Below are 15134 nucleotides of genomic sequence, written 5' to 3'. Positions count from 1 at the left end.
CTTTATAAAAAACAAATTTAACTTTTAATAAATATATTCTATATTTGTTAAATTTAATAACCAAACCCTTACATGAAAAAATTATCATTTTTTTTGTTTCTTGCTTTCTTTGCCCCTCAAGTAAAAGCACAAATTACAACAGCAACCCCTTTTTTATTAATTTCATCTGATGCACGTGCAGGAGGTATGGGAGACGTAGGAGTAGCAACCTCAGCAGATGCTTTTTCTATTTTTCATAACCCAGCTAAAACAGCCTTTAATAAAAATAAAATAAATATTGGTTTAAACTATACCCCTTGGCTACGAAATTTAACCGACGATATTTTTGTAGGGAATATTTCCTATGTAAATAGGTTTCAAGAAAACTCTGCTTTTGGAGTAGATCTTAAATACTTCTCTCTTGGTCAAATAGATCTTAATGAAGTAAAAGTAGGCGGAGGAATACGTGACTTAGGGTACAAAAACCCGAATGAATTTTCAATTACAGGAATTTATTCAATGAAATTAAGTGAAAAATTTTCAATGGGAGTTGGCTTAAAATACATCAATTCAAACTTAGATGTTAATGACAATAACACAGGTGCTGTTAGTGCTTTTGCTGTAGACATTTCTGGTTTTTATCAATCTGAAGAAAGAAATTATGGGAATTTTAATGGACGATACCGTTTAGGTTTCAATATTGCAAATATTGGCCCGAAGGTTGCCTATACTCCTGGTGAAGAATATTTTATACCTACAAATGCTAAGTTTGGTGGTGGTTTTGACTTCATCTTAAATAGTGAAAATACCGTTGGTTTAAACTTAGAATTTACCAAATTATTAGTTCCTTCAAGTAGTGCTGCTTCTAGTAGAGGCTGGATAGAAGGAATGTTTACTTCTTTAGGCGATAGAGACTTTAGTGAAGAACTTCAAGAAACTACCTGGGCATTAGGAACTGAATATATATACAATAATGCCTTTGCTCTTAGGGCTGGTTACTTTCATGAAAGTAAAGAAAAAGGGCAACGACAATTTTTAAGTTTAGGAACAGGTTTTACCGCCAAAGCCTTTACCTTAGATTTGTCTTATTTAGTAAACACATCACAGGTTAATAACCCTCTAGAAAATACGTTACGTTTTTCTTTATCATTTGATTTAGGAGAAATTTATGACAACTTATAAATTTCAATTTTATTAAATAGCTTCGTATCAAATACTATAAAAGCAGTCGTTTAGACTGCTTTTTTGACTAATATAATTTTTTTATGGAAAAAATAGACTTAAAAACAACTGTTACCATTTTTGAAAACACAACAGAATTAACAGAACAAGATACCTTATTAATGAATAAAGCCATAGAAGCAAGAGCCAAAGCTTATGCGCCTTATTCTAAATTTAACGTTGGCGCCGCTTTTTTACTAGAAAACGATGAAATTGTTTTAGGAAACAACCAAGAAAGTGCAGCATATCCTTCAGGAATGTGCGCTGAAAGAGTTGGTGTTTGGCGTGTAGGATCTGAATTTCCTGGGGTCAAGATTAAAAAACTTGCCATTACTGCTGCTTCTCAAAACATGACAGTAGACAAACCTATAGGTCCTTGTGGTGCTTGTAGGCAAACCTTATCGGAGTATGAAATTAACCAAAAAGAACCGATGGAAGTTTTATTTATGGGAGAAGTTGGAAAAATTATAAAAACAACCTCACTACTTTCTTTACTTCCTTTTTCTTTTGATAGTGAATACCTATAAAAAAATAATATTGAAAATGTAAAAAAAACGTTATTTATCTATGAAATAAGCAACTAAAAGATTATTTTATAAGGAAAACATAATTATAATAAATAGAAAAGTAATTAAAGTGTTTTTTACACTTAAAATGCTTTACTTGTATGTTTTTACAATTTTACAGAAAAAATAACTAAAATAATTAAGATGACATCAGCAGTAATTACAGGAACAGGTTCATATATCCCTGTTATAAAAAAAGAAAACAATCAATTTTTAGAAAATTCTTTTTTAAATGCTGATGGAACATCTTTTAGTAGCCCGAACGATATCATTATTGAAAAATTCAAATCAATAACAGGTATTGAAGAACGTCGATATGCCAATGATGACTATCAATCATCTGATTTAGGTTATTTAGCAGCTAAAAAAGCCATAGAAAATGCCAATATTAACCCTGAAAGTTTAGACTATATCATTTTTGCTCATAATTTTGGTGATGTTAAAAAAGAGGCTGTTCAAAGTGATATGTTGCCTAGTTTGGCAAGCCGTGTAAAACATTTATTAAAAATAGAAAACCCAAACTGTGTTGCCTACGATCTTTTATTCGGATGCCCTGGATGGGTGCAAGGTGTTATTCAGGCACAAGCCTTTATTAACGCAGGAATTGCCAAAAAATGTTTGGTTATTGGTAGTGAAACATTATCAAGAGTTATTGATGCTTACGACAGAGATTCTATGATTTATAGTGATGGTGCTGGAGCATGTATTTTAGAAGAGAAAGAAAATTCTAGTAGCGGAATTTTAAGCCACGCTACCCAAACATTCACCAAAGAAGAAGCCTATTTTTTATTTTTTGGAAAATCTTTTAATCAGAAAAAAAATAATTCTGAAGAAAATACTCGTTACATAAAAATGCACGGGCGTAAAATTTATGAATTTGCACTTAATAATGTACCAAAAGCCATGAAAACAGCTTTAGATAAAAGTGAGGTTGAAATTGACGAGGTTAAAAAAATATTTATCCATCAAGCTAACGAAAAAATGGACGAAGCAATTATCAAACGTTTTTATCGTCTTTATAAAAAACCTGTGCCCAAAAAAATAATGCCAATGAGTATTCGTACCCTAGGAAATAGCTCTGTGGCAACCGTACCAACACTATTAGACTTGGTTTTAAAAGGAAATATCGAACATCAGCAAGTAAAAAAAGGTGATGTAATTATGCTTGCATCCGTAGGATCAGGAATGAATATAAACGCTATTGTGTATCGCTATTAAAAAACCTTGAAAAAAGTTTAAAAAATCTAAAATCAAATACTTAAAATCTGAAATCTAAGTACTATTTTTGCGCATGCAACAACACAACGTACTTATTTTAGATTTCGGATCGCAATACACACAGCTTATTGCCCGCCGAGTGAGAGAATTGAACATTTACTGTGAAATTCATCCGTATAACAAAATTCCAACAAATTTAAACGACTTTAAAGCCGTAATTTTATCTGGTAGCCCAAATTCTGTTCGTTCAGAAGCTGTTTTACATCCAGATTTAACAGAAATTAGAGGTAAAAAACCTGTATTAGCTGTTTGTTATGGAGCGCAATACTTAGCCCACTTTTCAGGTGGATTAGTAGCGCCTTCAAATACCAGAGAATATGGTAGAGCGAATTTATCTTTTGTAAAAGAAGGAGAAGCGTTTCTTAAAGGAATTTCAATAGGAAGTCAAGTTTGGATGAGTCATTCAGATACTATTAAAAACTTACCAACTAACGGAACTTTATTAGCAAGCACAAATGATGTAGAAAATGCTGCTTATAAAATTGAAGGTGAATCAACATACGCTATTCAATTTCATCCAGAAGTATACCACTCTACTGACGGAAAACAATTATTACAAAACTTCTTAGTAGATATTGCAGAAGTAGCACAAACTTGGACACCTGACTCTTTTGTTGATGAAACAGTAGCTAATATTAAAGCAAAAGTAGGAAATGACAAAGTAGTTTTAGGATTATCTGGTGGTGTAGACTCTACAGTAGCAGCAGTATTATTACACAAAGCAATTGGTGCAAACTTACACTGTATTTTTGTTAACAATGGTTTATTACGTAAAAATGAATATACCGATGTATTAAAACAATACGAAGGTATGGGCTTAAATGTAAAAGGTGTTGACGCTTCGGCACGTTTTATGAATGAACTTGCAGGATTAAGTGACCCTGAAGAAAAACGTAAAGCAATTGGTAAAGTTTTTATTGATGTTTTTGATGATGAAGCAAACCAAATTGATGATGCTAAATGGTTAGCACAAGGAACTATTTACCCTGATGTAATTGAATCTGTTTCTGTAAACGGAGGTCCATCAGCAACTATTAAAAGTCATCATAATGTAGGTGGTTTACCTGACTTTATGAAACTAAAAATAGTTGAACCTTTAAGAATGATTTTTAAAGATGAAGTTCGTCGTGTAGGAGCTTCTATGGGTATTGATAAAGATTTATTAGGTCGTCATCCATTCCCTGGACCTGGATTAGCAATTCGTATTTTAGGTGACATTACCGAAGAAAAAGTACGTATTTTACAAGAAGTAGATGCTGTTTTTATAAACGGATTAAAAGAAGACGGTTTATACGACAAAGTATGGCAAGCAGGAGCAATTTTATTACCAGTAAACTCTGTTGGGGTTATGGGTGATGAAAGAACTTATGAAAAAGTGGTTGCTTTACGTGCTGTTGAAAGTACTGATGGTATGACTGCTGATTGGGTAAATTTACCTTATGAATTTTTACAAAAAACATCAAACAAAATAATAAATAATGTAAAAGGTGTTAATCGAGTTGTGTACGATATAAGCTCTAAACCACCTGCTACAATTGAATGGGAATAAATTCCTTACACTAAAAAGCTACTAGATGAAGAAGTTACAATTTTTACTTTTAATTTGCATTTTAACCTTTACCGTTTCTTGTGGTCAGCAGAAAAGGTATGTATCTTATAAGGTTCAGCAAGGTGAAACAATACGCCAAATTGCCAAGCGATTGGATATGAAAACCAGGGATTTATTACGTTTAAATCCTCATGTTGATAGACGACCGAGTGCCAATACAGTTATTATTATTCCTAATATTGAAATAAAAAAAGGAACTCCTTCGTCTAATAGTACTAAAGAGGTTGTTACAAGTAGTACTGAACCCGAAAATTCAGCTACCTCTGTAAAAACCGATACTCAAAACATACCTACCACTCCTAGTGAAACTGTTTTTAAACAAACCGTATATGAATACAAAACACATACAGTTAATGCGCAAGAAACAGTGTATCGAATTACTAAAAAATATGGTATTTCTAAAGATGATTTAATAAAATGGAACCCAAAACACCCTGGTATTGAAAAAAATATTTTAAGTGTTGGACAGGTTTTAAAAGTAAAAGCAATCGCCAAAACAATAGCTATTGATAAAGAAACTGTTCTTAAAAACTTTTTAACACACACCGTAAAAAGTAAAGAAACAGTGTATAGCTTAACACGTTTTTATAATATTTCTAAGCAAAACTTAGTTCAACTAAACCCTGAATATACCGAAATAGCAAACAACGAATTAACCGTTGGCCAGTTATTAAAAATAAAACCAATTGAAGAAATAAATCCAAACGAAAATTATTCTTTTTACAAAGATAATATTGAAGAAAATACAAGTATTAACTTAACTATTTTACTTCCTTTTAAAGCAAAAGAATACACTGAAACTACCGCTACTGATATTTTTAGTAAAGAAAAAAATAGTTCAGCTAAATTAGCCAATATGGTTACTGAATTTTATTTAGGTACTGAAATAGCCATCGATTCTATTCAAAAACAAGGAATTAATGTACATGTAAATATTTTTGATACCGGAAATAGAGGTAAAAACATTACTTCAATATTAGCTAAAGATAAATTAAAAGATACTGATGTGGTTATTGGTCCTTTTTATGCTGATAAAGCAGAAACTGTTGCTAGTAAAATTAATGCTCCTGTTATGTTTCCTCACTTTTCTAAGAGTCAACATAAATTTTCAGCAAAAAAACTAATTAAAACAGCACCCGATAAAAATAACTATACCGATTATTTAATTTCTTACTTAAAAGAAACCTATAACGGACAGCAAATTTTTGTAGTTGGCGATGGAAAAATAGCTTCTAATAGTAAAATAAATAAAATTGTAGCCCAATTAAAAAGCCACGATTCTATTAAAAACATACATGTTTTAAAACCTAAGAAAGGTTATATTAAAAAGACATTATTTACTAGTAAAATGAGCGCCAAAAAAGACAACTGGGTACTTATAACTTCTGATGATAATGTTGCTATTGCCGATGTTTTAAACAGTATGATTGGTATTCCTGATAATGTAAAAGTGCATGTTTTTGCTGTAGAAAAACATAAATCTTACAATAAAATAGAAAATAATAAACTAGCAAGTGTTGATTTTACATATGTATCAGATGCTTTTACTGATGAATATTCAAAAGATGTAATAACTTTCAATAAAAAATATTACAAAAAAAACAATACAATTCCTTCAGATTATGCCATTAAAGGTTTTGATATAACCTATGATGTTTTAATGCGTTTAGCTTCAGGAAAAGCCTTAACCGATACTTTTAAAGAAGGTGTTTCACTGCGTTTAGAAAACAAATTTGATTATCAAAAGAGCTCAGAAATTATGAGTAATAAAGGTTTGTTTATTGTAAAATATAATAAAGATCTTAGCTTAACTAGACTAAAATAAACAATTTAAATTAAGCAACATAAAAAAGCGCACATTTAAAATGTGCGCTTTTTTTATGATATTTAAAAATTTTATTACTTAGATAATTTCAATTTTTGTTTTAATTTTAAACGATAAATAATAGAATAAAACAAAATACTTAATAAAAAAAAGATAATTAATAAGAAAAAACTATTAAGTATCAATGATAAAAAATAAATAATTATAGTAAATATTAAATTAATACAAACAATAAATAAAGTTGTTTTTCTATGAGAAAAGCCTTGATCAACAAAAATATGATGAATATGATTTCTATCTGCTATAAAGAAGCTTTTTTTGTTTATTATACGAATAATAAAAACTCTTACTGTATCTAAAACAGGTATTGATATTATAGATAATAGTATTAAAAATAGATTTTCTGATGGTATACCTAACTCTTCAATTTCTGCTTGAAATGTTAATACTTTAAAAGCTAATACTCCTATTAAAAATCCCATAATCATAGAACCAGTATCTCCCATAAAAATCTTTTTATTCTCAGATAAATTGAAACGTAAAAAAGCCAATAAAGTACCAACTATAACAACACATAAAAAACAATAATAATCTTGATTCAATAAATAAAAAAAGACACCTAAAAAAGTAAAAATAGTTATACCTACTGATGATGCTAAACCATCCACACCGTCTATTAAATTATATGAATTTAGTATGAAAAAAATTGAAAAATAAATAAATATAATATAAATCCAGTAATCAATTTGTGTTATTCCTAAAAAACCACCTAATGATTCTATTTCTAAGTTATTGTCATAAACTAAAAATGAAATTGCTAATATTTGAGCTAAAGCCTTTGTTTTTGCTGATATTTCTATTAAATCATCTTTTAAACCTATAATAAATAAGACCGTTAAACTAACCATTAAACCAGTACTGAAACCATCTGTGTCCCATTTTTTCAAGAAGAAAAAAGAGATAATTATTGTTATAAAAAAAGCTACACCACCTAACGTTGGAGTTATCTTCTTATGAGAGCTTCGACTATTAGGCTCATCAAATAATTTTTTATAAAAAACAACCTTTATAATTTTTGGTATAACTAAATAAGTAATAAAAAAAGCACTTATAAGAAATAAACTTAAATAGGTAAAAAACATAACTAATTTTTTTAAACACAAAAGTAAGTTAATTTTAACTTAAAAATAAATGATATTATATCTTTTAATTCTTAAAAAATTCTATTCTTTTCATTTATACTCTTTAACCATTCTTGATTATTCAAATACCATTGAATTGTTTTTTGAATACCTTCTTCAAATTGTAAAGAAGGCTTCCAACCTAAATCTTTTTGTAATTTTGATGAATCAATAGCATATCGATAATCATGTCCTGCCCTATCAGTAACATATGTTATTAAATTATTTGAAGTTCCTAATTTTCTACCTAATAAAATATCTACTTCTTTAATTAATAACTTAATTAAATCGATATTTTTCCATTCATTATCGCCTCCTATATTATAGGTTTCACCTGTTTTTCCTTGATGAAAAATTACATCAATTGCCATTGCATGGTCTTCTACATATAGCCAATCTCTAATATTTTCGCCTTTTCCGTAAACGGGCAACATTTTTTTATTGATGATGTTATCGATAAAAAGAGGAATTAATTTCTCTGGAAATTGATTTGGTCCATAATTATTAGAACAATTAGAAATTACAATTGGTAAACCATACGTATCATTAAAAGCTCTTACAAAATGGTCAGATGATGCTTTTGATGCTGAATAAGGTGAATGAGGGTCATACGCTGTTTTTTCAGTAAAAAAACCTGTTTCTTTTAAACTTCCATAAACTTCATCTGTAGAAATATGATAAAATAATTTGTCTTCAAAATTATCTTTCCAACTATTTTTGGCATTTTCTAACAGGTTTAAAGTTCCAAAAACATTGGTTTTAACAAACGAAAATGGGTCTGAAATAGAACGGTCAACATGCGATTCTGCAGCTAAATGAATTACAGCATCTATATTATAATCTTCAAAAATATTTTTGACTAAAACTTCATCACAAATATCTCCTTTTATAAAAGTGTAGTTTACATTATCTTCTATATCTGTTAAATTATCTAGATTTCCTGCATAGGTTAAAGCATCTAAATTAATAATTTGATATGTTGGATATTTATTCGAAAATAATCGAACAACATGTGAACCAATAAATCCTGCACCGCCTGTAATTAAAATACTTTTCATTAAAAGAATTGTTTATAAGATAGATTTCAAATTTACAATTCTTAAAGTATTTAATTAAAAAGGAGAATCAAAGTTTTCAAATGTTCCTAAAATTTCATCTTTTGCTGATAAAATTATTTTTTCTTGGCTTATATTCCAATCAATATTAAGTGTTTTATCGTTCCATAAAATACCATCTTCATGCGAAGGAGCGTATTTATTATCTACTTTATACGAAAAAATAGCTTCTTCGGATAACACCACAAAACCATGAGCAAAACCTCTTGGAACAAATAATTGTTTTTTATTTTCTTCGGATAAAAAAACGCTAACGTGTTTACCGTAAGTAGCTGATTTTTTACGTAAATCGACTACAACATCTAATACTTTTCCTTTATTACATCGCACTAATTTTGCTTGTGCAAAGGGTGGTTTTTGAAAATGCAAACCTCTTAAAACTCCAAAAGTAGATTTTGATTCGTTATCTTGAATAAAATTAGTCGCACCTATATTTTCGCCAATATTTGCGTTGAATTTTTCTTGACTAAACGATTCATAAAAATAACCTCTTTCATCTTTAAAAATAGTTGGTTCAATAATAACCACATCAGCAATTTCTGTTTTAATAAACTTCATTAGACTATATTAATTATTTTACTAAGTTTAATAAATACTGTCCGTAGCCATTCTTTTTTAAAGGTTCGGCAAGTTCACGTACTTTTTCTTTGGATATATACCCCATATATAAAGCAATTTCTTCCAAACAAGCTACTTTTAAACCTTGTCGTTTTTCGATGGTTTCAATAAATTGACTTGCCTCTAATAATGAATCGTGTGTACCTGTATCGAGCCAAGCAAAACCACGTCCCATAAGTTGAACTTTTAGCTGATTATCTTCTAAATACTGTTGATTTACAGACGTAATTTCTAGCTCTCCTCTTTCTGAAGGAACTACTTTTTTTGCTATTTTGATAACATTATTCGGGTAAAAATACAATCCAACAACTGCATAATTTGACTTCGGATTTTTAGGTTTTTCAATAATTGATATTGCGTTTCCATTATCATCAAAATCAACGACTCCGTAACGTTTTGCATCTTTTACATAATAGCCGAAAATAGTTGCTTTTTTATCATTTTGAACATTATGAATTGCGGATGCTAACATTTCTGGCAATCCGTGACCGTAAAAAATATTATCGCCTAAAATTAAGGAAACATCATCATTTCCTATAAATTTTTCACCAATGATAAAAGCTTGTGCTAATCCATCTGGAGATGGTTGTTCAGCATATTTTAAATTGATTCCTAAATCGCTTCCATCGCCTAATAATTTTTTAAAATTAGGTAAATCATCAGGTGTTGAAATAATAAGAATTTCTTTAATTCCTGCAAGCATCAAAACGGATAACGGATAATAAATCATCGGTTTATCGTACACAGGAAGTAATTGTTTTGATACGCCTTTTGTTATGGGGTATAAGCGTGTTCCTGATCCGCCTGCTAAAATTATGCCTTTCATTTATTATTTTAAATATTTAACTACCCCATTAATTGAATAGTATATAAAGTAATACACCGATTTAATAAAACTAACTTCACCACATTCTCTTAAAACTTTATAATGATATGAAGCTGCTTTAAATTTATTACTCGATATAGAATTTGATCTTACTCTATAATAGGCTAAAACTTCATCATAAATACCCTCAGTGTGTTTTATATCTTTAAAAATAGTAAGCCATAAGCCGTAATCCTGTCTTTTTCTAATAGTAGGCATATATCTTTTACCTAGCCTATCAGTATCATAAATAGCTGTTAAACATCCTATTGTACATGTTTTTAATAAACTATTAAAGGTTGTTTTTTGAGGTGGAAAAATTTCTGCCCCTTTAACACCTTTTTCATCCATTTTTTGATATGCACAGTAGGTAAAAGATAAATCTTTTTTAAGCATAAAGCTTAGTTGTTTTTCTAGTTTATCACTTTTCCATACATCATCACTATCACAAAAAGCAATAAATCTACCTGTAGCATTTTTAATAGAATTATTTCTAGCTATTCCTGCTCCACCATTTTCTTCAAGCTGAAAAAGTTTTATTCTATCTGTTTTTTTTTGATACTCTTTTACAATATCGATTGTTTTATCAGTAGAACCATCATCTGTTATTAATAATTCCCAGTTGGTATAGCTTTGATTTAGTATTCCTTCAATGGTTTCTGAAATAAATTTTTCAGAATTGTAAGATGGCGTTATTATGGAAACTTTGTTATTCATTTAACAATTTATATCTTAAAAAAATGTATTGAAATTATTTTATATCAAAAAAACCTTTAAAAAAACAAACAAAAAAATAGATTGAATGTTTAACCGATTTTATTTTACTGCGATGCCTAATTAAAAAATAAAAGAAAAATATAAATCCTACGAGTCCAAAAAGTCTTCTAGAATACCCTCCTAAAAAAGTCATTAATTTTTGATCAAACTTATTAATTTTCCCAGAACTCTCATAAGGATGGTTCACTAAATAAAAAGGAAAATAAACTATTTTCAATTTTTTAAATATAGCATCTCGTATAAAAATACTTTCTTCACCTCCAGTTGAATATTTAGGAGAACCTAATCCGAAATTCTGATCAAAAGTTAAATTATTATCTATGATACTTTTTCTTCTAAATGCTATTTCAACACTACTAATGTTTTTGAAATTAAAAAAGGTTATTTTTTTCGATTCTTTTTTATACTCTTTATACTCTTGTTCACCAGGATTTGTTTTAATTTTCCCTGATAAAATATCTAATGTAGTATCTTTTATAAACTTATCTTTTAACTCATCAATATAAGAGTCTTTATAACGTACATCATCATCTGCAATTACACAAATATCTGATTTTGCGTTTTTAAGACAATTATTACGATTCAAAGACAATCCTCCTTTTTCACAAAAAACTAATTTTACATCTTCTCTCTCTTTTAAAATACTAGGAATATCATAAGAAGTGTCGTTTAATTTTTGAATTGAAACAATATAGAAAACATCCGCTCTTTGATTTAATAAAATCATTGGAATATTTTTCACATTTGAACTGATTGTAGATATTAATATATCAACTGTCATTAGTTTATTTATTTATTTTTTATTTTTTCAAATTCTATTTCAGATACAATATAAAAAACCCAAAAATACATCATATAAGGTAAGTTTCTATTATAATCATTAGACATATTAAAAAAACAAAATACAACTAAAAATAATAATAAGAATAAACCTAGTCCTTTATTTTTACTTTTTAACTTAATTGATAAATAAAAAAAACGTATTGTTAATAATAAATACATCAATAATCCTATTATACCATAATTAATAAAGGTCGATATGAATCCGTTTTCAATCATAACCCCATTATAATTTTTAACATACTCTGCTTTTGGTGTAGATGTACCTATACCTTTACCCCATATATATTCTATAAAATCCATCTTATCAAAAGCATTATTCCAGTTAATAACTCTTGCATTAGATGTATATTCTTTAGCTTCAAAAAGGTTTTGAAACCTTGATAATACTAAATCAATATTAACTCCTTCTAGTAAAAACCCTATAATTGAAAGTAATATTAAAGATATTAAACTTACAAAAACTACCCTATTAAAAAACCCTTCTATAATGAGAAAAAGAGATAAAAAAGCTGTAAGAATAAAAACAATTAAAGATGTTCTACTTAAAGTCATAGAAACAATAAAAAAAGTTAATAATAAAATTACTGGGTAAAATATTTTTATTAAAAGTTTACCTCGATTGTTTAATATATATAAATAAGCTACTATCCATATTGATAAAGTAGCTCCTAAATTAATTGGATTTCCTGCGGTAGACATTAATCGTTGGACTGAAAACCAATTAATATGAGGAATATCATCTAAGCTTTTTCTGTATAAAAAAGTTAAAATATTTTGATCAAAAAACTCGAGAAAACCAACGACTAAAGTAATTATACCTTGATAAAAAAGAATTTTTATTAATATATCAAAATTTCTTGTTTCAGAGTAATTACTATTAAAAATAAGAAGGGCTAAAAAAGGAAATATAAACTCAAATTTAAATCCATCCATTTTTAAAAATAAACTACCAGAGCCTATTAAATGACAAAAAACATAAAAAACATAAATTCCTAGTAAAATAGAATTTCTTCTTATATCTATTTTATTATTTATATAAATTTTAAACAAAAATAAAAAGATAGATAAAAAAACTAAAAGATACTTTATAGATGTTAAAACAGATAAAGGTATTTTCAAAAAAAAGTTGATTTGTGCTGTAACTATTTGCCAAAAAGGAAATAATATAAAGATTAAAATCAATAAATTAAAATTAATCTTATCTATTTTCATAAATTAACTTATATTGGTTTGCTATTAAGTTGATATCATATTTTTGTTTCATTACTAAAAATGGCTTTTTTTTCAATAAAATTTGATCTATTAAATTAATAGGTACTTTATCAAAAGTATCATTTAAAATAAACCCTGCTTCTTTATGATTAAAAATTTCTGAAATTACACCATCTAATTCACTTGTTATAGGAACACAGTTATTAGACATAGCCTCTAAAACTACATTAGGTAACCCTTCTTTTGAAGAAAAAAACAATAAACATTTTGATTTATTTAAAATATTCTGTGTTTCTTTTTTAGAAATAAGTCCTGTAAAACTTATTCTATCCTCCATTTTATTTTCCTTTATTAAATCAAAACATTTCTTAACATAGTTTTCATCAAATTCGGGATTATTTTTTACATTTTTATAAGGTCCTACTATAGTAAAAAAAGCATTATTTATTTTTGAATAATTTTGAATAAAGTATAATATACTTTCATATGTACGCTTACGCTCACAAACTAAACCTACGTAGCAGAAGTTTTGTTTCTTTTGTTCTATAGACATTAAGTTATTTTGAAGTAAAACTCCATTTGGTATTAACCTAATTTTAGTTTTATCTATATAATTTGAATTAATTTCCTTAAGTTTTTTTGATAAAACGATATTAAAATCAATATGCTTCAATAAAAACTTATTAATCCGCCATCTTTTACTTTCTTTTAATGACTTAAAATCATCGCTACCTAATAATGTTGTTTTTAGAATTAATTTTCTTTTTGTAAAAATACCTAAAAATAAACCAATCGTAAAAAACCCATGAAAATGATATATATTAATTTTTTTTGTAATAGTTTTATACAAGATAATTATAGCTTTTATTAAACTATTTGACGGTAAATCAACAACCTCTATTAAATCATCTACTTTAGATACTTTGTATTTACCATTATTATGATTAAATATTAAAATTTTTTGATTTATCGTTTTTGCTAAAAGTAAAGCTTGCTGAGCAGCTCCACTATAACTATCTAATTTATATACAAAATATGCTATCATCTATATTTATTCAATATCTTTTATTATTTTAACAAAATGTTCAACTCTTAACAAATTACTTCCAAGTTTATTAAAGATTCCTTCTTCAAAAACAAAATCATTATTAATGAATTTATATCTTCCTTTTTTTCCATCAACTAACATCTGATACTCTAAATATGACCCAAAAATAGATTGCAATTCATTAACCATAAACTCGTCTTTTTTCGTTTCAAAAACATCAATAGCCATAGAATAAAAATTACCTTTTTCACAAATATTTTTAACTAATTTTAAAAGGTGTATTGGAGGTTTTACCCAACCAACTTTTCCTGTACCACTAGCAAACTCTCCATCTAATAATTTCTGATGTCCAAAGTAAGAGTTTCCAATTTTTATAATTCTCCATTCCCACTTTATTTCATGGAATTTTTGGATTAAAACAACGTGTTTTTGCACATCTCCATAGAGAGGTATCGTAATATTAAATTTTTTCTTTTTCTTAGGATTACCAAGTGTTAATAAAGGATTAAACCTGCCGAAAATATTTTTAATTATTTTATAAGCCTTCTTTTTATTTTTGACAATTTCAACACCTGTCGAACCAGCACCTGTATTTGATTTAAAGACAACAGGTAATTCAGTATTATCAATATAATTTAAAGCTTCTTCTTTATTTAAAAAAACTTTTGTTTCTGGGTGGCAAATATCATTTATTTGTAACCAACTAGCCATATTTCTTTTATTTTCATATAGCTTTAATTCATTATAACTAGGATATATTTTTTTATTTAAAGTATTATTTAAAAAAAACAATCGCTCCATATACACATCATTGTGTTCTTGAAAATCATGAGATGGGCGAACTAAATATCCATCACAGTCTAAATTTTCTTTAATATTATTTAGCCAATTTGATGATAGAAAATCGATTATAACATAATCAATTCCTAATTCAATACAACTCTTCTCGTATAACTCGTGATGTTTATAAAAATCTGTTAAAATACCTAATTTCATA

Annotated in this window: 14 protein-coding genes; 5 read left to right on the top strand and 9 right to left on the bottom strand. The window is 27.7% G+C overall.

Annotated features, from left to right (window positions below; genetic code table 11):
- Positions 1–72 precede the first annotated feature (72 nt).
- The 5 genes from porV (at position 73) to ABNT14_RS02335 (ending at position 6478) form a co-directional block, all read left to right on the top strand.
- Positions 73–1161: a type IX secretion system outer membrane channel protein PorV gene (gene porV / locus ABNT14_RS02355; RefSeq protein ID WP_101902691.1), complete on the top strand. Its 1089-nt coding sequence runs from the start codon at positions 73–75 to the stop codon at positions 1159–1161.
- 83 nt (positions 1162–1244) lie between these two features.
- Positions 1245–1727, top strand: coding sequence for a cytidine deaminase (locus ABNT14_RS02350; protein ID WP_101902692.1), 483 nt, complete (start codon positions 1245–1247; stop codon positions 1725–1727).
- 183 nt (positions 1728–1910) lie between these two features.
- Positions 1911–2984 carry a 3-oxoacyl-ACP synthase III family protein gene (locus ABNT14_RS02345; RefSeq protein ID WP_101902693.1) on the top strand — a complete coding sequence of 358 codons (1074 nt, stop codon included), beginning with the start codon at positions 1911–1913 and terminating at the stop codon, positions 2982–2984.
- Between the two features lie 73 nt (positions 2985–3057).
- Positions 3058–4593 carry a glutamine-hydrolyzing GMP synthase gene (guaA, locus tag ABNT14_RS02340; protein ID WP_101902694.1) on the top strand — a complete coding sequence of 512 codons (1536 nt, stop codon included), beginning with the start codon at positions 3058–3060 and terminating at the stop codon, positions 4591–4593.
- 25 nt (positions 4594–4618) lie between these two features.
- Positions 4619–6478, top strand: a complete 1860-nt coding sequence (locus ABNT14_RS02335) for a LysM peptidoglycan-binding domain-containing protein (protein ID WP_101902695.1) — start codon at positions 4619–4621, stop codon at positions 6476–6478.
- 74 nt (positions 6479–6552) lie between these two features.
- Here ABNT14_RS02335 and ABNT14_RS02330 read toward each other — a convergent pair whose 3' ends face one another.
- The 9 genes from ABNT14_RS02330 to ABNT14_RS02290 all read right to left on the bottom strand — a co-directional run bounded on the left by ABNT14_RS02330 (position 6553) and on the right by ABNT14_RS02290 (position 15133).
- The gene (locus tag ABNT14_RS02330) at positions 6553–7620 is read right to left on the bottom strand and encodes a glycosyltransferase family 4 protein (protein ID WP_101902696.1); all 1068 of its coding nucleotides are present in this window, start codon (positions 7618–7620) and stop codon (positions 6553–6555) included.
- Between the two features lie 71 nt (positions 7621–7691).
- Positions 7692–8717 (bottom strand): dTDP-glucose 4,6-dehydratase, encoded by a 1026-nt coding sequence (gene rfbB / locus ABNT14_RS02325; RefSeq protein WP_101902697.1) that lies wholly within the window; start codon positions 8715–8717, stop codon positions 7692–7694.
- 54 nt (positions 8718–8771) lie between these two features.
- On the bottom strand, positions 8772–9332 hold the full coding sequence (gene rfbC, locus ABNT14_RS02320; RefSeq protein WP_101902698.1) for a dTDP-4-dehydrorhamnose 3,5-epimerase: 561 nt from the start codon (positions 9330–9332) through the stop codon (positions 8772–8774).
- A gap of 13 nt (positions 9333–9345) precedes the next feature.
- Positions 9346–10218 (bottom strand): glucose-1-phosphate thymidylyltransferase RfbA, encoded by an 873-nt coding sequence (gene rfbA, locus ABNT14_RS02315; RefSeq protein WP_101902699.1) that lies wholly within the window; start codon positions 10216–10218, stop codon positions 9346–9348.
- 3 nt (positions 10219–10221) lie between these two features.
- On the bottom strand, positions 10222–10974 hold the full coding sequence (locus tag ABNT14_RS02310; RefSeq protein ID WP_101902700.1) for a glycosyltransferase family 2 protein: 753 nt from the start codon (positions 10972–10974) through the stop codon (positions 10222–10224).
- Positions 10975–11008: 34 nt separating this feature from the next.
- Positions 11009–11815 carry a glycosyltransferase family 2 protein gene (locus ABNT14_RS02305; RefSeq protein ID WP_101902701.1) on the bottom strand — a complete coding sequence of 269 codons (807 nt, stop codon included), beginning with the start codon at positions 11813–11815 and terminating at the stop codon, positions 11009–11011.
- Positions 11816–11823: 8 nt separating this feature from the next.
- On the bottom strand, positions 11824–13089 hold the full coding sequence (locus ABNT14_RS02300; RefSeq protein WP_101902702.1) for an O-antigen ligase family protein: 1266 nt from the start codon (positions 13087–13089) through the stop codon (positions 11824–11826).
- The gene (locus tag ABNT14_RS02295; RefSeq protein ID WP_101902703.1) at positions 13076–14134 is read right to left on the bottom strand and encodes a glycosyltransferase family 4 protein; all 1059 of its coding nucleotides are present in this window, start codon (positions 14132–14134) and stop codon (positions 13076–13078) included. The genes ABNT14_RS02300 and ABNT14_RS02295 overlap by 14 nt, the downstream gene beginning before the upstream one ends.
- Positions 14135–14140: 6 nt before the next feature.
- A complete protein-coding gene (locus ABNT14_RS02290; protein WP_101902704.1) occupies positions 14141–15133 on the bottom strand; it encodes an ATP-grasp domain-containing protein in 993 nt (330 codons plus the stop codon).
- Position 15134 lies beyond the last annotated feature (1 nt).

Origin of the sequence: Tenacibaculum dicentrarchi (assembly GCF_964036635.1) — a bacterium.
In the GTDB taxonomy this organism is placed as follows: Bacteria; Bacteroidota; Bacteroidia; order Flavobacteriales; family Flavobacteriaceae; genus Polaribacter; species Polaribacter dicentrarchi.
This window is presented reverse-complemented; position numbering and strand designations above follow the sequence as displayed.